Origin of the sequence: Actinosynnema pretiosum (assembly GCF_024171695.1) — a bacterium.
Lineage (GTDB): Bacteria > Actinomycetota > Actinomycetes > Mycobacteriales > Pseudonocardiaceae > Actinosynnema > Actinosynnema pretiosum.
The window spans coordinates 33,227-57,779 of the sequence record NZ_JAMTCF010000020.1 but is presented as its reverse complement, the minus strand read 5'-3'; the positions used below and the strand labels follow the sequence as shown (position 1 = coordinate 57,779).

The 24,553-nt window shown below is 73.3% G+C and carries 24 protein-coding genes and 3 tRNA genes; 7 read left to right on the top strand and 20 right to left on the bottom strand.

The genetic code is table 11. The annotated features are described in order from the left end of the window. Positions 1-246 precede the first annotated feature (246 nt). Positions 247-870, bottom strand: coding sequence for a TetR/AcrR family transcriptional regulator (locus tag LV78_RS32605; RefSeq protein ID WP_253849866.1), 624 nt, complete (start codon positions 868-870; stop codon positions 247-249). Positions 871-936: 66 nt separating this feature from the next. Between LV78_RS32605 and LV78_RS32600 the strand changes: the two genes are divergently transcribed. Then, positions 937-1,755, top strand: coding sequence for an SDR family oxidoreductase (locus LV78_RS32600; RefSeq protein ID WP_253849865.1), 819 nt, complete (start codon positions 937-939; stop codon positions 1,753-1,755). A gap of 35 nt (positions 1,756-1,790) precedes the next feature. Here LV78_RS32600 and LV78_RS32595 read toward each other — a convergent pair whose 3' ends face one another. Then, positions 1,791-2,393, bottom strand: coding sequence for a helix-turn-helix domain-containing protein (locus LV78_RS32595; RefSeq protein ID WP_253849864.1), 603 nt, complete (start codon positions 2,391-2,393; stop codon positions 1,791-1,793). Between the two features lie 86 nt (positions 2,394-2,479). On the opposite strand from LV78_RS32595, the gene LV78_RS32590 reads away from it, so the two are divergent. From LV78_RS32590 to LV78_RS32580, 3 genes are read left to right on the top strand one after another with little or no spacing between them, the layout of a single operon-like run. Then, on the top strand, positions 2,480-3,091 hold the full coding sequence (locus LV78_RS32590; RefSeq protein ID WP_253849863.1) for a class I SAM-dependent methyltransferase: 612 nt from the start codon (positions 2,480-2,482) through the stop codon (positions 3,089-3,091). A 22-nt stretch (positions 3,092-3,113) separates the two neighbouring features. Continuing rightward, entirely contained in the window at positions 3,114-3,581 is a 468-nt protein-coding gene (locus tag LV78_RS32585; RefSeq protein ID WP_253849862.1) for a DinB family protein, read from the top strand. A gap of 31 nt (positions 3,582-3,612) precedes the next feature. Beyond that, positions 3,613-4,614 carry an alpha/beta fold hydrolase gene (locus LV78_RS32580; protein WP_253849861.1) on the top strand — a complete coding sequence of 334 codons (1,002 nt, stop codon included), beginning with the start codon at positions 3,613-3,615 and terminating at the stop codon, positions 4,612-4,614. Between the two features lie 412 nt (positions 4,615-5,026). Here LV78_RS32580 and LV78_RS32575 read toward each other — a convergent pair whose 3' ends face one another. The 10 genes from LV78_RS32575 to LV78_RS32530 all read right to left on the bottom strand — a co-directional run bounded on the left by LV78_RS32575 (position 5,027) and on the right by LV78_RS32530 (position 12,596). Then, entirely contained in the window at positions 5,027-5,680 is a 654-nt protein-coding gene (locus LV78_RS32575) for a hypothetical protein (RefSeq protein ID WP_253849860.1), read from the bottom strand. A gap of 6 nt (positions 5,681-5,686) precedes the next feature. Beyond that, positions 5,687-6,400 carry a hypothetical protein gene (locus tag LV78_RS32570; protein WP_253849859.1) on the bottom strand — a complete coding sequence of 238 codons (714 nt, stop codon included), beginning with the start codon at positions 6,398-6,400 and terminating at the stop codon, positions 5,687-5,689. Between the two features lie 58 nt (positions 6,401-6,458). After that, complete coding sequence (locus LV78_RS32565; protein ID WP_253849858.1) at positions 6,459-7,337, bottom strand: class I SAM-dependent methyltransferase; 879 nt, start codon at positions 7,335-7,337, stop codon at positions 6,459-6,461. A 113-nt stretch (positions 7,338-7,450) separates the two neighbouring features. Then, complete coding sequence (locus tag LV78_RS32560; protein WP_253849857.1) at positions 7,451-8,017, bottom strand: helix-turn-helix domain-containing protein; 567 nt, start codon at positions 8,015-8,017, stop codon at positions 7,451-7,453. A gap of 503 nt (positions 8,018-8,520) precedes the next feature. Next, positions 8,521-9,237: a DUF8548 family protein gene (locus LV78_RS32555; protein WP_253849856.1), complete on the bottom strand. Its 717-nt coding sequence runs from the start codon at positions 9,235-9,237 to the stop codon at positions 8,521-8,523. Between the two features lie 272 nt (positions 9,238-9,509). After that, positions 9,510-11,675 carry a TerD family protein gene (locus LV78_RS32550; RefSeq protein ID WP_253849855.1) on the bottom strand — a complete coding sequence of 722 codons (2,166 nt, stop codon included), beginning with the start codon at positions 11,673-11,675 and terminating at the stop codon, positions 9,510-9,512. 42 nt (positions 11,676-11,717) lie between these two features. Next, positions 11,718-11,790 (bottom strand) — tRNA-Leu (locus LV78_RS32545). A 52-nt stretch (positions 11,791-11,842) separates the two neighbouring features. Next, positions 11,843-11,916 (bottom strand) — tRNA-Leu (locus tag LV78_RS32540). Positions 11,917-11,921: 5 nt separating this feature from the next. Then, a tRNA-Thr gene (locus LV78_RS32535) sits at positions 11,922-11,992 on the bottom strand. A 457-nt stretch (positions 11,993-12,449) separates the two neighbouring features. Next, positions 12,450-12,596 carry a hypothetical protein gene (locus LV78_RS32530; protein WP_253849854.1) on the bottom strand — a complete coding sequence of 49 codons (147 nt, stop codon included), beginning with the start codon at positions 12,594-12,596 and terminating at the stop codon, positions 12,450-12,452. A gap of 188 nt (positions 12,597-12,784) precedes the next feature. Here LV78_RS32530 and LV78_RS32525 point away from each other — a divergent pair, with 188 nt between their 5' ends. Then, positions 12,785-13,771 carry a LacI family DNA-binding transcriptional regulator gene (locus LV78_RS32525; protein WP_253849853.1) on the top strand — a complete coding sequence of 329 codons (987 nt, stop codon included), beginning with the start codon at positions 12,785-12,787 and terminating at the stop codon, positions 13,769-13,771. Positions 13,772-13,916: 145 nt separating this feature from the next. Further along, complete coding sequence (locus LV78_RS32520) at positions 13,917-14,888, top strand: ArsR/SmtB family transcription factor (protein ID WP_253849852.1); 972 nt, start codon at positions 13,917-13,919, stop codon at positions 14,886-14,888. A 52-nt stretch (positions 14,889-14,940) separates the two neighbouring features. Here LV78_RS32520 and yicI read toward each other — a convergent pair whose 3' ends face one another. From yicI to LV78_RS32500, 4 genes are read right to left on the bottom strand one after another with little or no spacing between them, the layout of a single operon-like run. Then, entirely contained in the window at positions 14,941-17,190 is a 2,250-nt protein-coding gene (gene yicI, locus LV78_RS32515) for an alpha-xylosidase (RefSeq protein WP_253849851.1), read from the bottom strand. Beyond that, the gene (locus LV78_RS32510) at positions 17,187-17,999 is read right to left on the bottom strand and encodes a carbohydrate ABC transporter permease (protein ID WP_253849850.1); all 813 of its coding nucleotides are present in this window, start codon (positions 17,997-17,999) and stop codon (positions 17,187-17,189) included. Before LV78_RS32510 ends, yicI begins: the two co-directional genes overlap by 4 nt. Then, entirely contained in the window at positions 17,999-18,895 is an 897-nt protein-coding gene (locus LV78_RS32505; RefSeq protein ID WP_253849849.1) for a carbohydrate ABC transporter permease, read from the bottom strand. The genes LV78_RS32510 and LV78_RS32505 overlap by 1 nt, the downstream gene beginning before the upstream one ends. A 17-nt stretch (positions 18,896-18,912) precedes the next feature. After that, complete coding sequence (locus tag LV78_RS32500) at positions 18,913-20,190, bottom strand: ABC transporter substrate-binding protein (RefSeq protein WP_253849848.1); 1,278 nt, start codon at positions 20,188-20,190, stop codon at positions 18,913-18,915. A 225-nt stretch (positions 20,191-20,415) separates the two neighbouring features. Between LV78_RS32500 and LV78_RS32495 the strand changes: the two genes are divergently transcribed. Continuing rightward, positions 20,416-20,718: a hypothetical protein gene (locus LV78_RS32495; protein WP_253849847.1), complete on the top strand. Its 303-nt coding sequence runs from the start codon at positions 20,416-20,418 to the stop codon at positions 20,716-20,718. Positions 20,719-20,755: 37 nt separating this feature from the next. On the opposite strand, the gene LV78_RS32490 is transcribed toward LV78_RS32495, so the two are convergent. From LV78_RS32490 to LV78_RS32475, 4 genes are all read right to left on the bottom strand, one after another. Then, the gene (locus LV78_RS32490; RefSeq protein ID WP_253849846.1) at positions 20,756-21,295 is read right to left on the bottom strand and encodes a hypothetical protein; all 540 of its coding nucleotides are present in this window, start codon (positions 21,293-21,295) and stop codon (positions 20,756-20,758) included. A gap of 124 nt (positions 21,296-21,419) precedes the next feature. After that, positions 21,420-22,205, bottom strand: coding sequence for a DUF1684 domain-containing protein (locus LV78_RS32485; protein ID WP_253849845.1), 786 nt, complete (start codon positions 22,203-22,205; stop codon positions 21,420-21,422). Between the two features lie 88 nt (positions 22,206-22,293). Continuing rightward, positions 22,294-23,109, bottom strand: coding sequence for a helix-turn-helix domain-containing protein (locus LV78_RS32480; RefSeq protein WP_253849844.1), 816 nt, complete (start codon positions 23,107-23,109; stop codon positions 22,294-22,296). Positions 23,110-23,235: 126 nt separating this feature from the next. Next, complete coding sequence (locus LV78_RS32475; RefSeq protein ID WP_253849843.1) at positions 23,236-24,501, bottom strand: MFS transporter; 1,266 nt, start codon at positions 24,499-24,501, stop codon at positions 23,236-23,238. Positions 24,502-24,553 lie beyond the last annotated feature (52 nt).

Here is a 24,553-nt window from a genome sequence, read left to right as displayed (position 1 = left end):
GGCGGCCGAGGCGCGGCGGGACGGTTCGGCGACGGGGTGACCCAGAGCAGCGGCGGGACGGCCTCAGGCGCCGTGGGGCAGTCCGACTCAGCGAGAGGAAGGCAAGGTCAGCGGCGGGACGGGACGGGGCGGGGCGAAGCGGCCCAGGTGAGCGGCGGGGTGGGGCGGAACGGCCCAGGTGAGCAGCGGGGCGGGGCGGAGCGGGACGGCCCAGGTGAGCAGCGGGGCAGAGCGGGACGGCCCAGGTCAGTCGTGGTCGCCGGGTGGTTCGGGGGCGCCAGTGGCCTGGGGGTGGACCAGGAGGCCCGGTAGGAGCAGGCGCAGGAGGCCGTCCAGTCGGGACGCCGAGTGGTTCTCGTTGTCGGTGAGGACCTGGAAGAGCAGGGTGCCCACGCAGGCGTCGGCGACCGCGTCCAGGTCCGCGTCGGGGCGCACCTGGCCGGAGTCCACGCCGCGGCGCAGGCGGGCGAGGACGGCGTCGCGGTGGGGGCCGGTGAAGCGCAGGTAGAGGCGGCGGGCCTCGCCCCGGTCGTCCGCGGAGGCCGAGATGAGGGCTCGGACCAGTGACGCCCGCTCCGCCGTGGACTCCACCAGGACGGTCAGCCAGGCGCGCAGGTCGACGGCCACGTCGCCGGTCTCGGGGACCTCGCCACCGCCGTTCCACACCAGCCCGGCGACGGTCGCCTCGGCCACCACCGCCGCCTTGGACGGCCACCAGCGGTAGAGGGTCTGCTTGCCCACGCCCGCGCGCGCCGCGATGCCGTCCATGGACAGCCGCTCGTAGCCGGACTCCTGCAGCAGGTCCCGCACCGCCTCCAGGATGGCGCGGTGCGCTGCCGCGCTGCGACGGCGGGGGTGCGACTGGACCACTCGCGGAGGGTACCTTCGCACCCAGACGAGACGAATCGTCTCGTGAAGCGGGGAACGGGAGGCGTCATGCGCGACACCGAGGTGGTCGTGGTCATCGGGATGGGTGGCATGGGGCGGGCCATCGCCCACCGCCAGGGCGCGGGCAGGCACGTGCTGCTCGCGGACTTCGACGAGGCCGCGCTGACGTCCGCCGCCGACGCGCTGCGCGGCGAGGGGCACGTGGTGACCGCCCAGCGGGTCGACGTGTCGGACGCGGGGTCCGTGCGCGCGCTGGCCGACGCCGCCGCCGCGCTGGGGCGGGTCGCGCAGGTCGCGCACACCGCCGGGCTCTCCCCCGCGCAGGCCCCGGTGCGGGCGATCCTCGCCGTCGACCTGCTCGGCGTGGAACTGGTGCTGGCGGAGTTCGGCCGGGTCGTCGCGCCGGGCGGGGCGGGTGTGGTGATCGCCAGCATGGGCGGGTACCTGACCCCGATCACCCCGGAGCTGGAGCGGTTGCTGGCGACCAGGACCGCGGCCGAGCTGATCGCCTCGCCCGAGCTGGACCCGGCGGCGCTGAACCCCGGTGGCGCGTACGGGATCGCCAAGCGCGCCAACCACTTCCAGGTCCAGGCCGCCTCACGCGCGTGGGGCGAGCGCGGCGCGCGGGTCAACTCGATCAGCCCCGGCGTGATCGCCACCCCCATGGGGCAGCAGGAGCTCGCGAGCGCGAGCGGCGAGCGGATGCGGGCGATGGTGGCCGCGTCCGGCACCGGGCGGGTCGGCACGGCGAGCGACATCGCCGAGGCCGCCGCGTTCCTGCTCGGGCCCGGTTCCTCGTTCGTCACCGGCGCGGACCTGCTGGTGGACGGCGGTGTCGTGGCCGCCGTGCGCGCCGGGCGGGGCTGACCGCCGGTCGCCGGAGCCCTGGTCCCGTCGTGGGGTCAGGGCTCCTCGTCGTTCCCGGTCCGGTTCGCGTCGGGTCGCACGTGCGAGCGGACCCCGTGCAGCCCGAACAGGATCAGCAGCTCCACCGCGCCCCCGTCCGCGCTGCCCAACCAGTGCGGCAGCGACGTGTCGAACTCGGCCGCCTCCCCCGGTGGCAGCACCAGGTCCCGGTCCCCGACCACGAGCCGCAACCGGCCGCTGAGCACGTACAGCCACTCCAGGCCCTCGTGCGTCTTCGGCGCGGGTTCCAGGGGTTCGGGTTCGGCGGGGATGACCATCTTGAACGCGTGCGCCCCGCCCGGTCGACGGGACAGCGGCACGAACGTCATGCCGAACCGGGTGATCGGTTTGAGGTGGATGCGCGGATCGCCGGTGCGCGGCGCGCCGACCAGGTCGTCCAGCGGCACGTCGTGGGCGCGCGCCAGCAGCAGCAGGAACTCCAGCGTCGCCCGCCGCTGCCCGCTCTCCAGCCGGGACAGCGTGCTCTCGGACACGCCGGTCCTCAGCGACAGCTCCGCCAGCGTGACGCCCCGATCGCGCCGCAGCGCCCGCAGCCTGGGGCCCACCGCGTCGAGCACCCCGTCCAGTTCCCGGTCCACCCCACCATCTTGCCAAAACGGCAAGTTTCCGTGCCAGTTCAGGGTGCTCCCGGTGAGACTGGCCGCACCGAGGGAGAGGAGCACTCATGAGCAGCGCGACCGAGTTCTGGGAGAACGTCCACGCGAACCGCCCACCGGCCACGCCCGCGCCGAACGCGCGTCTTACAGAGGTCGCCGGGGCGTGGGAACCCGGTGACGCGCTGGACCTGGGGTGCGGCGGCGGTGGCGACGCATTGTGGTTGGCGGGCGCGGGATGGCGGGTGCGCGCCACGGACATCTCGGCCACCGCCGTCGAGCGGGTGACCGCGCTGGCGCGGGAGCACGGCGTGGCCGACCGGGTCACCGCCGAGCGGCACGACCTGGCCGACTCGTTCCCGAGCGGCCGGTTCGACCTGGTCTGCGCCCACTACCTGCACACCCCGTTCGCCCTGGACCGCTCGTCGGTCCTGCGCGCCGCCGCGCGGTCGCTGCGGCCCGGTGGCCGCCTGCTGGTCGTGGACCACGGATCGGCCGCGCCCTGGTCGTGGGGGCAGGACGACCACAACCCGCCGCCGCACGAGGTCGCCGAGGAGTTGGCGCTGGACGCGGACGGGTGGGCGGTGGAGCGGTGCGAGTCGCCGACCAGGGTCGCGACCGGCCCTGGCGGGCAGCGCGCCGAGGTGGTCGACCACGTCCTGCTGATCCGCCGCACCCGCTGACACCGTCTGAAAAGGACAGAGAATGCCCCGTCACGACACCCCGCCGCCCCGGACCGGGAACTCGGAAGTCCAGGTGCTGCGCGGATTCCTCGACTACTTGCGGTCTTGCGCCGCCGCCAAGCTCGACGGCGCCCCCGAACCGCAGGTGCGCACCGCGGGCGTCCCGTCCGGCACGAACCTGCTCGGCCTGGTCAACCACCTGGCGCACGTGGAGCGCGCGACCTTCCTGGGGGAGAAGGGGATCCACTGGCCGTCGACCTTCCTGGCCGCGCCGACCGACACCGTCGCCGACGTCCTGGCCCGCTACCGGGACGCGGTCGCGCGGGCGAACGCCGTGCTCGACGGGGTCGCGGACCTGGGCGACCCGCTCCCCCACCCCGACGCGCCCTCGGTCCGCTGGGCGCTGGTCCACCTGATCGAGGAGACCGGTCGCCACGCGGGTCACGCGGACATCCTGCGCGAGCTGATCGACGGCGCCACCGGGCGCTGACACCGAAGAGGCACAAGGAGAACACGCTCAGATGAGAACCCGACACCGCCTGGTGACCGCGCTGGCCGCCCTGCTCGCGCTGGGCGCCGCGGCCTGTTCGGCGCCCGAACCCGAGGTCCCGGCGCACGAGGTCCCGGCGCACGAGGCGATCACCCGCGACGACCCCGAGTTCGCCGGGAGGTTCCGCCACGAGTTCGCCGACGTGGACGGCGTGCGGATGCACTACGTGACCGGTGGCAGCGGGTCGCCCGTGGTGCTGCTGCACGGTTGGCCGCAGACCTGGTACGGCTGGTGGGAGATCATGCCCGAGCTGGCCGAGCACCACACCGTCTACGCGATCGACCTGCCAGGCCTGGGCGACAGCACCGGAACCCCGTCCGGCTACGACAAAGCCACCCTCGCCCGCTACGCGCACACCCTGGTCGCCGATCGCCTCGGCGTCCGCGACGCCGCCGTGATCGGTCACGACCTCGGCGCGGCGGTGGCGTTCCAGTACGCCGCCCAGTTCCCGCAGGACACCGCGCGGCTGGGCTACCTGGACCTGCCGCTGCCCGGCCCGGCGGTCGACGAGGCGGCGTACCGCTCGCTGAGCTGGCACATCGCGTTCCACTCGCAGCCGAGGGTGCCGGAGGCGGTGGTGGGCGACGACGTGCGCGAGTACCTGTCGCTGTTCTACCCGCAGGTCTCCTTCAACGGCACGGCTTTCGGCGGCACCGCGACCGCGTCCCCGTTCAGCGAGGCCGAGATCGACGAGTACGCGCGCACCTACCGGGCCCCGGAGGCGCTGTCGGGCGGGTTCGAGCTGTACCGGTCGCTCGGCGCGGACGTGCGGGCCGCCGAGGCCGCCGCGCCGACCGACGTGCCGACCCTGGTGCTGGCCGCGCAGGGGCAGTCCGACGCGATCCGGGCGACGGTCGCGCCGAGGCTGACGAACGTGGTGCGGTCGGCGGACGTGCCGGGCGCGGGGCACTGGCTGGTGGAGGAGAACCCGGAGTTCGTGACGGCGGAACTGCTGGCGTTCCTGAAGCCTTGACCCGTTCCGGGCATTCGGCAGGGCGCGGCGCCGAACACCGCGAAGATCAGCGGACGGCGTCGGCGACCTTGCCGTACCGGGTGCACCTGCCCGCCAGCGCCACCGCACCAGGCAGGCGGTCGTGCGCGGACGGGGATTCCTGGTGCTGCGCCGGGCCGAGTCGGGCGACCTGCCGGTGGACGGGCGCAACGCGTCACCCTGCCGGAGCCCGAGGTGCGGTGGTGCGCGGAAGACGGGGGCAGACCGGTGCTCCTGGCCGCGACGGGTCACGACGGCGTGCTCCTGGTCCACCCGCCCGCCAGCGTGGCCCGGATGGTCAGGTGGTTCCACCACCCGTCCCGCTCCGATCCGAACGGGAACGCGGGCGGTCGCGCTCCGGGGTCGCTCCGATGAGCGGCCCCGGAGCCTCGGGTCAGCCCTGGGCGAGCACGCGCTCCGCCGGGACGAACACCGCCGCGCAGTGCGGGCAGGTCGCCTCGCCGAACAGCTCGCGCACCGCGCCCGCCACGGCCGCGCTGCCCGACTCGACCGCCGTGCGGTACGCCCACTCCGCCGTGCCGGTGAGGTCCTCCTCCAGCGCGGGCTCGGCGGTGGTGTCGGCCGACAGCCAGTCCTCCTTGCCGGTGGACGGCAGGCGGACGGTCAGGTGGCGGGCGCAGCCGGGGCAGGTCAGGTCGTAGCCGCCGAGTTCGACGCCGTCGAACAGCTCGCCCCACTCCGGGGCCTGGCCGAGACCCAGCAGGGCCGCGATCAGGTAGGCGGTGTCGATGTCGGTGTCCGCCTCGGCGAGCTGGGCCTTCGCGTGGTCGCGCAGGGCCTCCAGCACCTCGGCCTGGGACTCCTGCGGGGCGGGCCACCCGGCCGCGCTCAGCCTGCCCGCCAGGACGACCGCGTCGATCGCCTCCGTCGGCTGGAACTCGGCCACGCGCAGCAGGCGCGGCAGCGCTCCGACGCCCGCCGCCGGGTCGGCCGCGCCGTGGTACAGCTCGTCCCACAGGCTCGCCCAGGTCTCCGGGTCGGGGTCGGTCTCCAGCCGCTCCAGCAGCACCGGCACCGCGTCGCTCATCCCGCGTCAGTCCTCTTCCTCGTCGCCCTCCAGCCCGGTCAGCGCCGCTGCCAGGGCGAAGCGCTCACCGCACTCGTCGCAGGCAATCGTGCCGAACAGCTCGGCGAGCGTCGCGGCCACCCCCGGTCTTCCCGCCCGCACCGCCTCGCCGTGCAGCCAGGCGGCGACGCCCTCGAACTCGGTGGCGGGCTCGGGGACGGTGTCCACGCCCGTCCAGCCGGTGCCGGTGCTGGACGGGAAGCGGACGTCCAGGTCGACCTCGCAGGACGGGCACGCCACGCAGCAGCCGCCCCCGATGACGCCGTCGAACGCGTCCTCGCCCCACTCCGGGGCGCGGCCGAGGCCGAGCAGGGCCTGGAGGGCCACCGCGAAGTCGTCGTCCGGGCCCTCGGCGGCGAGCTGGGCGGTGGCGGTGGCGCGCAGGGACTCCAGGGCGCGCGGGTGCTCGTCCTCGACGTCGGGCCACTCGGCGGCGCTGATCCGGCCCGCGAGCACGACGGCGTCCAGCGCCGCGTCCGGGCGCCGCTCGGCGATCCGCGCGAGGTGCGGGAGGGCGGCGACGCTGGCGGTGTACGTGCTGCCCTGGTGGTAGATCGAGCCCCACAGCTCCGACCAGGTGTCGGCGTCCGGGTCGGTGGCCAGCTTCTCCAGCATCGGCGGGATGTCGTCGGCCCTGCCGAAGGCGTGCTCCAGGGTCGACCAGTCGGTGTCGTCGGTCACGGGGCACAGCCAAGCACGGGGGTACGACAGAACCGGGGGCTCAGCGAGAACCGGGGGCTCAGCGCTGCTTGCGGGCCGCCCAGACGACGCGTTCGGTGCGCACGGTCAGGTCCGGCCTGCGCAGGACGCTGCGCGGGTCGTCGGGGTCGATCAGGCGGTCGAGGGCGGTCAGGTCCTCGGGCGCCAGCGCGTCGGCGGCCTGGCGGCGCAGGCCTCGCAGGGCGTTCAGAGCGTAGCGGCCGACCGCGTCGGGGAGGGGTGGGGCGAGGTTGATGGTGACGGTGCGGTGAGCCTCGATCGTGAACCCTGCCTCGATCAGGTGAGGAGTCCAGTCGGTGCCCCGGTGGTCGGCGTGACCCTCGTGCTTGGGCGTCGCGGCGTGGCAGCGGTCTTCGAGGCCGGGACGCTCGGCGGGGGCGTCCTGCGGGAGGAATCGGGGGAACTCGGCCAGCTCGACCAGGGCGAACAGGCCTCCGGGGGCGAGCAGGTCGTGGACCAGGCGCAGGACTCGGGACGGGTCGTCCACGTGGTGCAGGGACGCCGAGGCCCAGACCAGCTCCGGGGTGCCGAGGGGTGGCCACTGCGCGTTGAGGTCTGCCTCGACCGGGTGGACTCGATCGACAACGCCTGCGGCTTCCGCTTTGTCGACGAGGCGGCGCAGGTGGGCGGGTGCGGTGTCGACGGCGGTGACCTGGGCGTCCGGGAAGCGGCGGAGCAGGGCGAGCGTGCCGACGCCGGTGCCCGCGCCGAGGTCGACGATGGCGGTCGGGGGCGTGGGGACGGGCAGCCAGTCGGTGATGGACGCGATCTGGTCGGCCAGGACCTCGCCGTCCAGGTCCAGGATCTCGATTTGGGTGGTGGCGGCGTCGTGTCCGTGTCCGTGGCCGTGGCCGTGTCCGTGGCCTGCGGCGGAGTGCTGGTGAGCGGCGTGGGTCATGCGGTCCACGGTAGGAGCTTCATGCGCCTGACGCACGACCAGTTGCCAATTTGGCAAGGAGGTGGTTCGCCGGGGTGCTCGACGCGCAAGCGCCGTTCACCGGGACGGGTGATTCAGTCCTGGCTCGACTGGTGGCTGCGGCGGGCGTCGCGGTCGAAGATGCCGAGGATGTCGGCCGGGCCGCCGAGCGCGCCGAGGGCGTGCGGGAGCATGGTCGGGAACTCGGCGGCCTGGTTGGTCTCGATGCGGTAGGTGCGGTTGCCGAGCAGCAGGACGGCGGTGCCGGACAGCACGACCAGCCACTCCCGACCGGGGTGCGCGCGCAGCCGCGACGGGTTGTCCGGCGGCGGGTCGACCAGGCGCTGGCGGATGACGACCATGCCGGGATCGGCGCGGACCGCCCAGCGCATCGCCTGGTGGGACGGGTCGTGCGCGGGGCTGATGACGACGTCCTCGGCTGCGGTCTCGACGAGCTGGTCGAGCGAGGTGTCGAGGGCGCGGGCGAGCGTGACGAGCTGGTCGAGGGCGAGCCTGCGCTGACCGTTCTCGATGCGGCTGAGCGTGGACGGGCTGAGCTTGGCGCGGGTGGCCAGGTCGTCCAGGGACCAGCCCTGGGCCAGGCGCAGGGCGCGCACGCGCTTGCGCACCAGGCTGTCGAGCTCGCCCTCGTCTTGCGTCATGGGCAAAAGTGTATGCGGGGCGAGCACGGGGTGGTGGGGTTCGCGGCGGGACGGTCGGCGGTGGGTTCGGTGCGGTGCGGGTCGGGTGGCCGGGAGGGTGAGGTGGAGGGCGGGCTGGTCGGGTGGTTCTCGGTGGAGCGGGCGGGGAACGGGGTGGTCGGCTCGCGGGGGCGGGGGCGCTCGCGCGGCGGGGGTCGGGCATCGGCGCGGCGCTGGACGCCGCGCCGGCGGCCGAGGAGCCTACCGCGCACAACGGGGCATTCGAGGGGGTGCACGGTGCCGAGGTCGCCGGGCACCCGCACGCCGAGGTTCACGGGCGGGAGGGGTGGATCTCGCGGCCGAGGGTCCGGTCTGCCCACCAGGGGCGCGGGGGTGGCGGGCGCGCGGCTCGGACGTGCCCTGCCTCGGCCGGGCTGGCGGGTGTGGTGCCTGAGGTCGACCCGGACAACCCGCCCCCGACCGGACCGGCGGCTCGGGTTCGAGGTCGTGGCGCGGTGGGCGGACTACCGGTTCGACGTGCGGTGGCGCTTGCTCGACTCGTGCTGCCACACCGCGTGGTCGAGTTCCCAGGCGGTGTGGTCGGTGCGCTCGCCCAGCGCGACCAGGAGGGCCGTCGCCTCGGTGGTGCTGACCGCGCGGTCCAGGTGGCGGGCCAGCCAGCGCAGCACCATGCGGTCCGGCTTCACGCGGTCGTCGGCGCCGGTGAGCATCCACAGGTACGACAGGCGCACGCCCGCGCCGTGGCCGGGGACGAGTTGGAGCTTGGCCTCGACCTGCGCCAGGCGGACGGGGTCGGCGAGCAGGGCGGACACGTCGGCGAAGCGGTGCACGCCCTCAGCGGCCAGGGTCTCCGCGTAGCGCAGCGCCGCCTCGGCCTTGCGGACGCCGCCGCGCGTGCTGGTCCGGCCGCGGTTGCGCAGGACGCGGTGGGCGAGGTCGTCGGCGCCGATCGACCGGCCGACCTCGGCGAGGGTGTCGACGGGGTGCTCGCGGGCGGTGCCGATGACCTCGTGCGCGCGGTCGGCGGGCAGGAGCCGGTCGGGCAGGCCGGTGTGGTCGGCGTAGGCGTTGCACACCCGGATGACGCCCCGGTAGCGGAGGTTGATGGAGAAAACGGCGTCCAGCACGCACAGCGGCAGGTGCGTCCAGCGCTCGCCCCTGGGCTCGACGGTGAGTTCGGCCGTGGCCGCTTCCAGGACGGAGAGCTCGTTGTCCACCATCGCCTCCAGGTCAGCGCGCAGGCGTACCAGTAGTACGGGACGCGCGGGCGGGGGCCAACGCGACTCGCCGGGTGGGCGGTGGATGGCTCCGAAGGTGCGAGCGGACGGGGCGGAACGGGGCAGGTTCGGAACGGCCGCAGGGCCCGCGCTCGGAGCGCGGGCCCTGCGGTGAGAAGGGGCGAGGAGAGCGGGGGGACTAGTTCAAGGTTTCCTTGTCAGGGAATGAGAAGGAAGCCCTCCCATGGCCTCGCCGAGCTCAGCCTATGCCCGGCTCACTCCGGCAGCAAGCGGTTGAGGTTCTCCCTGGTGATGGTCGGCGCGGTCTCCGGCAGGTTCTCGGGGCGGTCGAGGCCCACGTACAGCGGCGGGGTGTCCGACCCCGGCGCCTCGCCGGTCCACGGGAGGACCAGGGAACCCTTGGCGCGCAGCAGGTCCAGCAGGTAGGAGATCGTCAGGCTGCGGCGTTCCACCAGGGCCTTGGCCACCTTCCTGGCGATGTCGCCGGTGGTCTCCACGCTGTGGAAGGGCGAGCTGCCGTTCAGGTGGAGGTGCGTCCACACCGCCGTCCAGCCGTCGCCGTCGCGCACGAACACGGCGGGCACGGCGGTCGGCATCGGGTCGCGCAGGTCCGAGCGGGTGCGGACGGTGCGGGGTTCGAACGGGGCCCCGGACTGGACGCGGTCGCGCTGCATCCAGCCGAACAGGGCTTCCGCCGCCTGGTCGAAGCTCTCGCCGGAGTAGCGGTGCACCTGGGGCACCACGCAGTGCGCGTCCAGACCGGCGAGGGGCAGGTCGATGAACTCGGTGGCGCCCTCCGGCGCGTTCGTCACGTCGCCGGAGTACACCGCGCCGCCCTCGTCCCGGTAGTTCGTCCACGACACGTGGCCCCGGTAGGCGTAGTCCTCGTCCAGCAGCAGCGCCGACAGGTCGTAGTCGGTGACGAGCCGCTCCTGCCGCCAGTGCGCGAACAGGCGCAGCACCTCGCCGTCCGCGAGGTCGAGCCTGGTGCGCGAACCCCTGGGCAGCACGGCGAACCCGTCCTGGGCGGCCTTCCCCGACAGGGGCAGGGCGACGTCCAGGACGTCCGGGTCGAACAGCACCACGGGGTGGTCGGGCAGGCGGCGGGTGATCTCCTCGTCGAGCAGGGCGGTCACCTCGGCCAGCAGGGGCTCCGGCAGGGGCGGGCGGGTGTCGGGGGTGAACCAGGCGGTGCGGCGGCGGGTGGCGAACAGGCGGGCCGGGGCGGGGGTCGACCGGTTGGCCAGGTGCTCGCGGAGCGAGCAGAGGACTCGGCCGGAGACGTCGCCGACGTGGTCGCGCAGCGCGGCGACGATCGAGTCCACTTCGGACTCGACGGGGACCGCGAGGCGCAGCAAGCGGTCCAGGGAGCGGGCCAGCGCGCCGGGGGACGAGGACAGGAGCGCGGCAGCGCGGGCCGGGCTCCCGGTGGCCAGCGCCCGTTCGACGCGGGACGCCAGGCCGGGGGCCGCGCGGTCGCCGCGCGCCACGGCGAAGACCTCGGCCGCGTGCGGCAGGGTCGGGTACTCGTGCGGGTGCAGGCGTTCGGCCAGGCGCTTCCACGGTTCGGCGTGCGCGGCGACGTCGGTCAGCTTCAGCGGGTCGGCGGCCACGCGGTCCAGCGCGGTCAGCAGGAGGCGGCGTTCGGCGCGGCGGAACGAGCGGAACCTGGTGGGCCTGACCAGGGTCGCGTCCCCGCCGCTGGCCCGGCAGGCCAGGCGCAGGACGTCCTTCGTGGTGTCGACGTCGGGGAGCAGGCCCGCGCCGAGGCGTGCGGCGTTGAGCACGGCGCGGTTCTCGCGCACCGGGACGTGCTCGGGGTGCGGGCCGTCGAGGTGGGACTCGGCCAGGTGGCCCAGCAGGTCAAGGTCGCCTGCGGTGAGCGGGGTGGGACTGGTGGCCAGGGTCAGGTAGAGGGCGGCGAGCTCTTCGGGCTCCGACCGTCCCAGGTGGATGGTGGTGAGGCGGTCCTTCGCGGAGGGGATGAGCTCGTCGTGCGCGGCCAGGACGTCCGCGTGGGTGTGCTGCGGGACGCCGTAGCCGGGGAGCGCGAGGAGGTTCAGCGGACCGGCCGGGGGCGGGCCGTGGGTGGTGACCAGCTCGGCCAGGCGCTCGAGCCAGAACTCCACGGTGTCCGGGACGTTCTCGGGGAAGTCCCGGAAGTACGGGGTGTGCCGGACGTGGTCGGCGACCAGCTCGCGCAGGGCGCGCACGGCGGTGGACGCGAGGTCCAGCGCAGCCGGTGCGGGGAGCGCGGAGAGGTGGGCGAGGAGGTCGCGGGTGGCCCGGAAACCGGCGCTCAGCAGGACCACGTCGAACTGGTGGGCCACCGCCGCGCCACCCGCGTCCTCGACGCCGTCGGGCGCCGGGGCGGCGCGCGGGACGCGCAGCGTTCGGCGGATGAGCGCTTCGGTCAGCATCTGGGCGGCCCCTCTGGTGCGTCGGCGCGGTCGCGCCTGGAGTACCCCTGCCGGGATTCGAACCCGGACCGGACGCGCCCTCAACGCGTTGCCTCTGCCATTGGGCCACAGGGGTGCGGCTCGGACCGCCTGAGCGGCCCGCAGGTCCGCTGCGAGCGGACCCGGAGTACCCCCACCGGGATTCGAACCCGGACCGGACGCGTCCTGAACGCGCTGCCTCTGCCGATTGGGCCATGGGGGTGCGCCGACCTCATCCGGGGTTCGAACCCGGCCCTCCCGCGTACAAGGCGGGCGCTCCTCCCAGGAGCCGAAGAGGCGGCGGCGGCGCGGCGGCCCGTGTGGAGCGGGACGTCCGCGACGCCTCCCCCCGCACGGGGCGGAGGGGGGTGGCGGCGCGCGTCGGTGGGCGCTGCCGGAAAGCGCGGGGAGCGGTCGGCGCGGCGCCACGCCGGACCGGTCGCGCCCGAATTCCTCCGGGCGCGGTGAATCTGCCGAGCACTCCCCTGGGTGTTCGGCGGAAGAATGGCACGAGTGATTCCACGGTCGTCGAAAAGACGTGGGACCACCGGTTCGGGAAATGTCACCGGGCGGGAGGGGAAGAGCTGGTGGACCTCTCCCCCGGCACCCGGATCGGGGGCCTGCGCGTCTGCGCGGGCCATCGCTCCCCGGTGCGCGCGGCGCGTCCCGAAGGCCGGGAACCGCCGGGTGACGAGAAGAGCCACCCGACCTGTCGTCCCAGGTGGGCGGCTCCCGCGCGGTGTGACCAGCGCGTGGTCACGGCTCGGGGTGGGCTCCGCCCAGCAGCGGGGGCAGCGGCCAGGACAGGGGGGCTCCGGGCAGGACGCGGGTGATCTCGCGGCCTGACAGGCGCTGGCACCGCAGGAGGTTCGCGTCCACCGTCACCCGCTTCACCACGACCATGACCCTCCGCCTTTCCCGTTGCGCTGACGGGAACGAGTATGCCCGAGCGCGTTCCGGGGGCGCAATGGTTTTTCCCAGGCCGGGCGGTGGGAATTCCGGATGTGGCGGTGGGCGGTTCGGAATGGGCGCGACCTGCCGTCGTCGCGCGGACGGGGGGCTCGGCGGCGGCGCGCCCCTATGATCGCCCAATGGCCACCATCGCCGACGTCGCCCGAGCCGCCGGGGTCTCGCCGAGCACCGTGTCGTACGTGCTGTCGGGCAAGCGGACCATCTCGGAGGGCACGCGGCTGCGGGTCGAGCGGAGCATCCGCGAGCTGGGGTACCACCCCAACGCGGGCGCGCGGGCGTTGGCGAGCAGTCGGACCAGCGTGCTCGCGCTGGTCGCGCCGCTGCGCAAGGACCTGAACGTGCCGGTGGTGATGCAGTTCGTCGGCGGCGCGCTGGAGCGGGCCCGCGCGCACGGGCACGACCTGCTGCTGCTGACCGAGGACGAGGGCGCGGACGGGTTGCGGCGGGTGGCGAGCTCCGCGCTGGCCGACGCGATCATCGTGATGGACGTGGAGGCGAGCGAGCCCAGGGTGCCGGTGCTGCGGGCGCTGCCGCTGCCCTCGGTGCTGATCGGGGTTCCGGACGACGCGGCGGGGTTGACCTGCGTGGACCTGGACTTCGGCGCGGCGGGCGCGTTGTGCGTGGAGCGGTTGGCCGACCTGGGGCACCGGGAGGTCGCGCTGATCGGGCCCGCGCCGTCGGTGTACGAGCGCGGGACCAGTTACGCCCAGCGGTTCCTGGCCGGGTTCACGGGCGCGGCGCGGGTGCGGGGCGTGCGGGTGCGCGCGTTGCGGTGCCCGCCGAACTACGACGGGGTGCGCGGGTGCCTCGACGCGGTGCCGGACTCGGTGACGGGGCTGGTGGTGCACAACGAGGCGGTGCTGGGGGCGGTGCTGGCGGAGCTGGCCCGGCGGGGGCGGGAGGTGCCGGGGGACGTGTCGGTGCTGGCGGTGTGCCCGCGCGACATGGCCGAGACGCAGGTCGTGCCGATCAGCTCGGTGGACCTGCCCGGCGCGGAGCTCGGGTCGTTGGCGGTGGACCTGGCGCTGGGGGCGGCGCGGTCCGGGGTGCGGTTGGTGGAACCGGTGCTGACCGAGCGGGCTACCACGGCGCGCGTTCGGGGGTAGTCGGCCGGGCGCGGGGTCCTTGGCGTGGTGGAATGCCGGATTTCGCTTGCGCGCGAACGGTTCGCGGCGCGACCCTCGCGGACGGGAACCGCGTCGGGGGATCGATTCCGCGTTCGTCGTACTCGGGGGGCAGACCGTGCCGCGCATGCGCATCCACTTCACCGACGCCGATCTGGTCAGGACCCGCCTGAAGCTGGAGCGCGACCTCATGTGGGAGGTCGTGAGCAGCGTGCAGGTGTTGCAGCACTCGGAGGGGCGGGTGTTCTTCGACCCGTGGCGGCGGGCGGTGCGGGAGCGGGTCCGGCGCGACCCACGGGTGCGGGCGGCGGTTCGGGCGCTGGTGGCGGTGGCGCCCCACGCGGCGTACTTCCCGGACTTCCTGACGCCCGCGCAGGACCAGTCCGGGATCGGGGCCGGGGTGGAGGCGGTGCTGGCCACGCCGGTGGAGCGGGTTCGGGCCGAGGTCGCGTCGATCCGGGTGGGCGGGGCGGGGGCTGCGCGGTGGTTGGGCGGGTTGGCCGGTGGGCGGGTCGAGGCCTACCGGTGCCTGGAGCGGGCGCTGCGGGTGTTCCACGACGTGCTGCTGGCGCCGCGCTTGCCGGTGGTGGACAGCGCGTTGCGGGCCGAGTGCGTCGCGGGGAGCCACCACTACCTGCGGGGTGGGCCGGAGGCGTTGTTGCGGTGGTTGCCGGGGGCGCGGTGGGAGCCGCCGGTGCTGGTGGTGGACTACCCGGTCGACCGGGATCTCCGCTTGGGCGGGCGGGGGTTGGTGCTGATCCCGTCGTACTTCTGCGTCTTCCACCCGGTGGCGCTGGCCGATCCGGCGTTGCCGCCGGTGCTGGTGTTCCCGATCCGGAACTCGTCGCGGTTGCTGGGGGTGGAGCGGGCGGGCGGGGACCACGTGTCGGCGTTGCTGGGAGCCACGCGGGCGGCGGTGCTGCGGGCCGCGGTGGGCGGGCCGACCACGGGCGGGTTGGCGCGGCGGTTGGGGGTGTCGCCCGCGACGGTGAGCCATCACACGGGGGTGCTGCGGGACGCGGGGTTGGTGTCCACGGAGCGGTGCGGGAACTCGTCGGTGCACCGGGTCACGGCGTTGGGGATGGCGGTCCTGGCCTGAGGGGAGGCGGGGCCGCCCCGGCGCGCTCGGCGCGCACCGGGGCGGGAAACGCTCACCAGGTCACGTTCTGAGCTTCCGCCACGCCGTTCTCCGCGTCGACGGCGCGGTCGCCGGGCAGGACCAGGCGCCAGTGCTCGGGCGGGTTCTCGGCGGTCGCGCGGACGGTGTCGCCGGTGCGGCGGACGGTGAAGCGGGTGTCGGCCACCCGGACCTCGGTGGTGCTGCCGTCAGCCAGTTCGTGGCAGCGCAGGGAGACGCCCTCGGCGTGGTCGTAGTCCGGGCGGTCGTCCACCGCGCCCACCGGGAGCACCGCGCCGGGGCGGACCAGCAGGGGGATCGAGAGGTGGTCGTGGGTTTGGCGGTGCCAGCGGGGGCCGGTCAGGCGTTCGCCGGTCAGGTGGTTGGTCCAGGTGCCCTCCGGGACGTAGAAGTCCACCTCGCCGGTCGCGGTGAAGACCGGCGCCACCAGGAGGTCGTCGCCCAGCATGTACTGGCGGTCCAGGTGGGCGCAGGCCGGGTCGTCCGGGAACTCCAGGGCCATCGCGCGCATCACCGGGGTGCCGTGCTCGGCGGCTTGCCTCGCCGCGTTCTTCAGGTACGGCATGAGGCTGAGCTTGAGCTTGGTGAAGCGGCGCAGGACGTCGACCGCCTCCTCGTCGAACGCCCACGGGACGCGGTAGGAGGAGCTGCCGTGCAGCCTGCTGTGCGAGGAGAGGAGGCCGAAGGCCGTCCAGCGCTTGAACAGGTCCGGGTCCGGGGTGCCCTCGAAGCCGCCGATGTCGTGGCTCCAGAAGCCGAACCCGGTCAGGCCGAGGGACAGGCCGCCGCGCAGGCTCTCCGCCATGGCCGCGTAGGTGGACTCGCTGTCGCCGCCCCAGTGCACCGGGAACTGCTGGGTGCCCGCGGTGGCGGAGCGGGCGAAGACGACGGCCTCGTTCTCGCCCTTGCGGCGCAGGAGGAGGTCGAAGACGGTCTTGTTGTACAGGTGGGCGTAGAGGTTGTGCATCCGCTCGGGGTCGGAGCCGTCGTGGTAGACGACGTCGGTGGGGACGCGCTCGCCGAAGTCGGTCTTGAAGCAGTCGACGCCCTGGTCCAGCAGGCGTTCCAACTTCCCGGCGTACCAGTCGCGGGCCTCGGGGTTGGTGAAGTCGACCAGTGCCATGCCCGGCTGCCACAGGTCCCACTGCCACACCTCGCCGGTGGGGCGGAGCAGGAGGTAGCCCGCCTTCCTGCCCTCCTCGAACAGCGGGGAGCGCTGGGCGATGTACGGGTTGATCCAGACGGAGATGGCCAGGCCGCGCTCCTTGAGGCGGGCCAGCATCCCCTCGGGGTCCGGGAAGACCTCGGGGTCCCACTCGAAGTCGCACCAGTGCAGGCCGCGCATCCAGAAGCAGTCGAAGTGGAAGACGCTGAGCGGCAGGTCGCGCTCGGCCATGCCCTCGATGAAGCCGGTGACGGTCTCCTCGTCGTAGGAGGTGGTGAAGGAGGTGGACAGCCACAGGCCGAACGACCAGTCCGGGGGAAGCGCGGGGCGGCCGGTGAGGGCGGTGTACTTGCGCAGCACCTCCTTCGGCGTGGGGCCGTGGATGACCAGGTAGTCCATCCGCTGTCCGGGCACGCTGAAGCCGACCCTGGACACGGCCTCGGAGCCGACCTCGAAGGAGACCTTGCCGGGGTGGTCGACGAACACGCCGTACCCGGCGCTGGTGAGGTAGAACGGGGCGTTCTTGTAGGCCTGCTCGCTGCTGGTGCCGCCGTCGGCGTTCCAGATGTCGACGACCTGGCCGTTGCGCGCCAGCGGGCCGAAGCGCTCGCCCATGCCGTAGACGACCTCGCCGACGCCGAGCGCGAGCTGCTCGCGGACGTGGTGCTCGCCGTCCAGGGTCATGAAGCCCATGGCCTTGGCGTCGCTGGAGGTCAGGGTGCGGCCGTCGGCGGTGAACTCCAGGCGCCAGTTCTCGCCCCGGTGGATCCGCGCGGTGAGGGAGCCGGAGGTGAGGGTGGCGAACTCCTCGCCCAGCTCGATCTTCGGCCGGTGACCGTCCTCCGTGGACAGCTCGAATCCGGTTTCGTCGTGCCCGCCGGAGAAGTGGGTGACCGACACCCGCACCACGTCGGGCATCGGGGAGGACAGGCCGATCGTGGCGACCGGGCCCTTGAGCAGGTCGCCCCGGTGCCGGACGCGGTGGGTGGGGGCGTGCGCGGTCAGGGTCCCGTCGCCGGTCTCCAGATCGTGCACGTGCTGGGGGAAGTGGGCGGTGACGCCCGGTCGGAGAAGCCAGTACCCGTCGGTGAACTTCACTTGATCGCCCCTGCCGTGATGCCGCGCGCCAGTGCGCGTTGGAAGAGAAGGAAGAAGGCGATGGCCGGGACGACGCCGAGCAGCGCCGAGGCGCTGGAGGCGGTGGCGTCCATCATCTGCTGGCCCTGGAGCACGCCCAGGGAGACGGGGACCGTCTGGTTCCCGTTGGAGATCAGCAGGACCATCGGGAGGAAGAACTCGTTCCAGGTCCAGATGAAGAAGAACACGAAGAGCACGCCCAGGGTGGGCCTGCTGACCGGGACGACCACGCGCAGCAGCGTCTGCCACTTGCCCGCGCCGTCGACGACGGCGGCGTCGAGCAGCTCGCGCGGGAAGCCGCTGAAGGTGGAGGCCAGCAGGTAGGTGCCGAAGGCGGACTGGATGGCGGTGAACACGATGATGACGCTGAGCCTGGTGTCGTACAGGCCGGTCTCGTTGGCCAGGAAGTACAGCGGGTAGGCCAGCGCTTCCTGCGGGAGGGTGTTGGCGGCCAGGAACAGCACCAGCACCCAGGTGCGGCCCTTGATCCGGCCGATGCCGAGCGCGTAGGCGTTGAGCACGGCCAGCGCCACGGCGAGCACGGCGACGGTGGAGCTGATCAGCAGGCTGTTGAGCAGCTTCTCGCCGTAGTCGACGCGCTCCCACACGGCGGTGATGCCGTCGAGCGAGACGCTGTCGGGCAGGCTGATCGGGCCGTCGGTGCTGTACTGCTCGGGCGACTTGAACCCGTTGACCAGCACCACGCCGAACGGCGCGAGCACCACCAGCGCGAGCGCGACGAACGACCAGAGGACGGCGTGGCGGCGCATCAGCTGTCCTCCCCCTTGTTCTGCGCGCGCAGGAACAGCGCGGTGAGCACGACGATCAGCAGGGTGAGCACGGTGGCGATGGCGGAGCCGTAGCCGACCTTGGCCTTCTCGAAGAAGTTCTGGAACGAGTAGTAGGCCGGGACGTTCGTCGCGCCGCCGGGGCCGCCCCTGGTGAGCACGTAGACGGGGGCGAACACCTTGAGCGAGGCGATGGTGCAGGTCAGCAGGACCACGAACACCTCGGGGCGCAGCTGCGGCACGGTGACGTGCCAGAAGCGGCCCCACCACGAGGCGCCGTCGAGCTGGGCGGCCTCGTGCAGCGACGGGTCGACGCGGCCCATGCCCGCCATGAACACCACGACGGGGTAGCCGATCTGCACCCACAGCAGCACGGCCATCACCGACCACAGCGCGAGGTCGGGGTCGCCGAGCCAGTTGCGCGCCAACGACTCCGCGCCGAGCGCGCCGAGCAGCTCGTTGACGGCGCCGTCCTGCGGTGCCAGCAGCCAGCCCCAGACGATGCCCGCGACGGCGATCGGCAGGACCTGAGGCAAGTAGATGCAGGCGCGCAGGATCGCGGCGGGGCGCGGTCCGAAGTTGCGGCCGACGTGGTCGTGCAGGCCCGCCGCGATCATCAGGCCGAGCGCGGTGGGCACGATCGCCATGGCGACGACGAGGGCGGCGTTGTTGCGGAACGACTGCCAGAAGGTGCTGTCGCCGAGCAGCTTCTCGTAGTTGTCCAGGCCGATCCAGGTGGGGTCGCCGACGCCGGACCAGGAGGTGAAGCTGGTGCCGATGTTCATGCCGAACGGCACCAGGATCACGGCGAGCAGGAGCAGCGCGCCGGGGAGGAGGAACAGCGGGTAGGTCCCGCTGCTCCCCTTCCTCCGCCGCACGCGTGGTGCGGCGGACGTCATTTGCCGATGTCCGCGAGGTTCTCCCGGTACGGGCCGACCAGCTCGTCGAGGGCCTGGTCCGGGGTGGCGCCGCCGGTCATGAGCTTCTGCACGGCGGAGACGTGCACGTCGTAGAAGCCGGGGGCGGGCCAGTCAGGGTAGAAGCCGAACCCGTCCGCCGCCGCCACCGCGGCGAAGTCCTCGTTGAGGCGCTGGGTCTGCGGGTCCGCCGCCTGCCCGTCACCGGCCGCGAGCGCGACGCCGCCGGAGTCGCGCAGGACGTCCTGGATCTCCTGGGAGAGCGTGATGTCGATGAACTCCTTGGCGATGTCCTGCTTCTTGGAGCCCTTGGGCACCACCCACAGGTTGCCGCTGCCGCCGGAGGTCATCTTGCCGGGCCACGCGGCGGTGCCCCACTGGAAGTCCTTGATGGTGGCCTTGACGCGGCCGAACCACCAGCTCCCGGTGATCATGACGGGCTGCTTGCCCTGCATGAACGACAGGCCCATGTCCTCGGCCTTCAGGCCCGCGTCGTCCTTGTTGACGTAGCCCTTGGCGACCCAGTCGGCGAAGGTGGTGGCGCCCTTGGTCCAGGCCTCGTCGTGGAAGTCCACGTCACCGGTGTAGCGCTGGTAGCGGTCGACCCAGTCGCGGTCGGCCTCGGTGAGGGCGAGCTGGTAGAGCACCTGGTGCGCCGGGTACTCGCCGCCGCCGGTGGCCAGCGGGGTGATGCCCGCGGACTTGAACTTGTCCATGGCGGCGGTCAGCTCGTCCAGCGTGGTCGGCGGTTGCAGGCCTTGCTGGTCGAACATGTCCTTGTTGTAGTAGACGAGGACGTACTCGGCGTAGTTGGGCACGCCGTACCACTTGTCGCCGCCCATGACGCCGGACTCGTCGTAGCGGGCGGCGGTGTCGACGGCGCCGACCTTGGCGTCCCAGCCCTTGGCCTTGACCTCGTCGGTCAGGTCGACCAGCAGGCCCTGCTTGGCGAGCAGGCCGGTGCTGGCGTTGCCCTTGTTGTACTCCAGGACGTCCGGGGCCTCGTTGGAGCCGAGGACCATGGACGCGGTCTTGCGGATCTGCTCGAAGCCCTTCTCCTCCACCACGACGTTCAGATCGGGGTGGCGCTGCTTGAGCTGGTCGACGGCCTTGTTCCAGGCGACGGCCATCGCGCTGTCCGGCGACTCGTAGTGCCAGATCCTGAAGGTGTTGTCGTCGTCTCCCGCGCTGCCCCCGCACCCGGCGGCGGCGAGCGAGGCGGCCAGGACGACGGCCGTGAGGCGCTTGGACGTCACTGTTCCTCCACGGTGAGGGTGTGCGGAACCCACCGCTCCCCTGCGTCGGGGCGCGGTGGTGGGACGGTGCTCGCGGAGTGGGGCTGGGGTGCCCGTGGTCCGGTCGACCGCGTTGTCGAAGCGCTTCGACTGCGCAGCGTAGACGGGTGATCATGCGCTGCACAACAGGGTGGAGGGGCTGTTTTGGAACCGCTCCCGGGGTGGGGTGGGTGCGAGGGTGGGGCGGTGGGCGAGGTGGAGCGGACCCCGGACGGGCGATACGTGGTGGTCAACGGGCGGCGGTGGCGGGCCGAGGACCCCGGCTTGCCGGAGGAGGTGGCGGGGCGGTTGCGGCGGGCGCTGATGGCCGCGCGGCGGGAGGTGGGGGCGGCGCTGCGGGCGGGGGACGCGGAGCGTGAGCGGGCGGCTCGGGCGCGGGTGGGGGTGGCGAAGCAGGCGCTGGGCGAGCGGGGGACGCCGTGGTGGGAGCAGAGCGAGGCGGAGCGGCGGGAGCGGTGGGAGGCGGGGGTGGCGGAGCTGGGGGTGTGACGGGCGGGCCCGGCGGTTCCCCGCCGGGCCCACGTCCTCACGGCAGCATGAACCAGCCGAGCGCGATGAGCACGACCATCGCGAACAGGAACGGGATCGGGTCCACGTCGAACTTCGAGCGCACGACCAAGCCCTCGCTGCCCTCTTTCGGCATCTGCTCGATGAGCAGGCGAACGCGGTTCTGGAGGCCGAAGCCCATCATCGCGTTCGCACCCGACGGCGAGACGGCTGCCAGTTCGACGCGCAGCAGCAGAGCGACCCCGCTGCCGACCTCGGAGGCCACCTCCACGGACACGACGGCGTTCCAGGGGATCTCACTGCGGAAGAACCAGTTCACCACCACGGCGCCGCGTTCCCGCAACTCCACCACGGGGCGCACGGTGCTCAGCCAGGCGATCCAGATGAAGGCGGTGCAGATCGTGGTCCACAGCACGACGGTGCCGCAACCGGCGTTGTCCGGCGGTTTCACCAGCAGGAAGACCGTGCCAAGGGACAGGACCACCATGTCGATCTTGCCGAAGGCAGCTTCCCCCTTGCGCTTGAAGATGTGCTTGACCGCACCGAGGTCTTGCCTCACACCGCCCTCATCGTTGCGCTGTGGTGGTGGGTCCAGTCGAGGTCCGTCCGGTCCAGCACCACCACGCTGCCCGGAGGAACCTCCGCTCGGCGGACGGCAGGAACCGCCCGCCCGCCGCCCCGCGTCACCCCCGCCCGTGCGGCGTCTTCTCCCCCGCCTCCACCGCGAACGGCAGGGTGTTGCCCTCCGGCGGCAACGGGCAGGTCGCGTAGTCGGTGAACGCGCACGGCAGGTTGGTCGCGCGGTTGAAGTCCAGGATCACCCTCCCCGCCTCCCCCGGTTCCGCGATCTCCAGGGACCGGTTCGCCGCGTACGTCGTCACGCCGCTCGTGGCGTCGGTGAACAGCACGTTCAGCCCGCGCCGCCTGCCGTTGAACGCGGTCAGGACGTGCTCCCGCCCGCCGAAGGTGAACCGGACCACGCCGGGCGCCGCGTAGACGTGGCTCAGACCCTCCACGACCGCGCCCACCGTCGTCGGCCTCGGTTCCGGGAACGGCTCGTAGACGCCCTCGATGCGCCAGTCCGGGTCCGGCGGGTAGCTCGGCACGCCGTCGAACTCCAGCAGCGCCGCCGCCTTCGGGTCGTGCACGCGGATCAGATAACCGCCCCGCCGCGCCACCTCCACCTCGACGTCGCCGATCGCGATCCGCGCGCCCGCCCCGCTGTCGACCAGCTCGAACCTGCTCTGCCCCAGCACCGGGAACCCGCTCTGCGAGGCCTGCGCCCCCTGCGGGTCGAAGTAGGCCGCGTCCTCGTCCTGCCACCACACGCCCGGCAGCCCGGCGTAGCCGCGCGGCCGGTCGTCCAGCCAGTCCAGCGACACCAGCGCGAGCCAGCCGAGCGGCGCGGCCAGGGTCCGCTCGCGCTCGTCCTTCCAGCGCCGCCACTGCTCGATGAAACCCTCGCCCACGGAAAGCACCCCTCGTCGTCGCTCGACCCCGTCCCCGGTGACAGCGGTCGGACGCGGGTCATTGTTCCCGCTCCCACGGGGTGGACCGTCAGGGCGTCGCCGCCACCAGCCGCGCGAGCCTGCGGGCGCTCTCCGAGTCCGGTTCGGCGGTGTGGAAGACCACGCGCAGGTCGTTCTCCGGCGACACCAGCACGTCGCACTCCAGCTCCAGCTCCCCCACCTCGGGGTGCGCGATGACCTCGCGGCGCGCGATGAACGGGCTGGGCTGGGGGTTCGTCCACAGCTCGGCGAACGCCGGGCTCGCGCCGCGCAGGTCGGCGACGAGCCTGCGCAGCGAGGAGTCCTGCGGGTAGCGGGCGGTGGCGGCGCGCAGGTCGGCGGCCACGGCGCGCTCGTAGGGCAGGCGCTCCCACTCGTGCTTCACGGCGGGCGCGTCGCCCTGCGCGAACAGCGCCCAGGCCAGGTTCCCGTCCCTGCCGACCGGCGGGTCGCCGAGCAGCGCGGCCCTGGGAGCGTTGTGCGTCAACGGGTTCCACGCCGCGTCGTACACGCCGACCGGTAAGTCGGCCATGCGCCGCAGCAGTCTGCGCACGCTCTCCGAGATCCGGCCGGGCACCACGCCGGACGACGGCGGCGGCTGCCCCGCGACGCGGTGGAAGTGGTCCAGCTCCACGCCGACCAGCCGCAGCGCCCGCCCGAGCGCGGCGACCACCTGCGGGGAGGGGTTGCGCGAGCGCCCCTGCTCCAGGCGCACCACGTAGTCCACCGACAGCCCCGCGTAGGCGGCGAGCTCCTCCCGGCGCAGACCGGGGACCTTGCGCTCCTCCGGTTCGCGCGAGCCCAGCTCACCGGGCGTGACGCGGTCCCGCAGCTGCCGCAGCAAAGCCCCGAACTCCGTCGTCATGGTCACGAGTATCCACCCGGACGAGGCCGGCCGTGCGGTACGCGAGCACCGCTCACCAGACCCCGTCCGGGAGCCCGCCCCGCCCAGGGCGTGCCGGGGGAGGAACTGTCCGCTGTGGACGGTCGGTCAGCGCACGCGCCTGATGCCCGTGATCAGGAACGCCGAGAACACCGCGAGCCCGGCGGAGACGAGGAACAGGCCGCTGTAGCCGATGCCGGAGGCGAGGGCGAGCCCGGCGACGCCGGGGGCGAGGAACTGCGGCGCGGTGTTGGCCACGTTCAGGATGCCCATGTCCTTGCCGTGGTTGGCGTCGCTGGGCAGCACGTCGCTGAGCAGCGCCTGGTCGACCGCGATGTAGATGCCGTACGCGAAGCCGCCGAGCGCGATGAAGGTCAGGAACATGCCGCGCGTGGGCACCAGCGCCAGCGGGACGAACGCGCCCGCGATGATCAGCGAGGCCAGGATGATCAGCGGCTTGCGCCTGCCGATGCGGTCGGAGAGCGGGCCGGAGATCAGCGTGCCGATCCCGGAGGCCACGGCCATGATCACGCCCGCGAGCGCGACCGTGCCCGCCACGCCCGCCGCGTCGAGCTTGATGTAGTCCTGCAGGATGAACAGCTGGTAGAGGGTGGCGGAGAAGTAGGCCAGCAGCAGGGTGAGCCTGCCGAACAGGGCGAGCAGGTAGTCGCGGTCGGCCGGGACCTTGAAGGTGCGGGCCAGCTCGACCAGGGAGAACGCCTCGCGCGGCTCGTCGAGGTTGGGGCGGTCCTTGGCGAAGACGGCGAAGACCAGCGCGGTGACCGCGATCGCCCACGGCATGATCGCCATGCCGGTGCGGATCTCGTCCAGGAAGGCAGCGCCGATGACCGCGCCCGCGCTCTGCGCGAGCAGCATCCCGAGGCCGATGATCGCCGACGCCAGGCCCCGGCGCTCGGTGGGCACCCGGTCGGGCAGCACGGCGTAGAGCGGGGCGAGCAGGGCGTTCAGGCCGATCTGGTAGCCGATGTACAGCACGATCAGCAGCCCGAACGAGCTGGTGGTGGACATCGCGCTCAGGGACGCGGCGGAGACCAGGCCGCCCACCGCGATCCAGCCGTTGCGCTTGCCGAACCGGGAGCGGGTGCGGTCGGACAGCGAGCCGAACAGGATGTTCGCGACCAGACCGGCCGCCGCGCCGACGGCGGTGAGCACGCCGTAGAGGGCGACCTTGGCCTCGGGGTCGACCTGCTCCATGAGCGCGGGGATGAGCGTGGTGGAGACGCCGAGGGCGACCACCCAGCCGAAGTGCGCCTGGAAGAGCAGGGGGCCGAGCTTGCCGAGACGCGCGGGGACCGGGGGTCCGGACGGCTCCGACGCGGAGGGCGACGGTGTGCCTGCGGTGGTCTGGGACATGTGTCTCCTCGCGTCTTTGCAAGGCCAGGTGGTGCGGATACGGCACGCTAAC